Genomic DNA, 266 nt, shown 5'->3' with positions numbered 1-266 from the left:
AGTCGACAGCGTAAAGCCTGATCGCACCGGCGAGGATCTGCTGTTCCAGGTGCTGATCGACTGGGGTGTGGAGCTGACCCTGCCGATCAACCGCGAAGCCCTGCACGGGAAGACCGTTTATTCGGTGGATGGCAATGCGCTGATCGCCTGTTTCGACACTGGCGTCACCGATGAGTTGGTGAAGGAGATCGCCGCCCGCGCACCACTGCGCGCCGTGTTCCGCGACACCAGCTTTGCCCGCGATGCCGATCGCATCAACGCCGAGC

Annotated in this window: 1 pseudogene; it reads left to right on the top strand. The window is 62.8% G+C overall.

Annotation, left to right across the window (positions count from 1 at the left end):
- Positions 1–266: pseudogene (locus tag SB786_RS36525) on the top strand (site-specific DNA-methyltransferase); the annotation flags it as partial.

This window comes from Burkholderia sp. SIMBA_062, assembly GCF_046534765.1.
GTDB lineage: Bacteria > Pseudomonadota > Gammaproteobacteria > Burkholderiales > Burkholderiaceae > Burkholderia > Burkholderia ambifaria.
The sequence above is the reverse complement of the archived record's forward strand: the minus strand, read 5'-3'. Positions and strand labels throughout refer to the sequence as shown.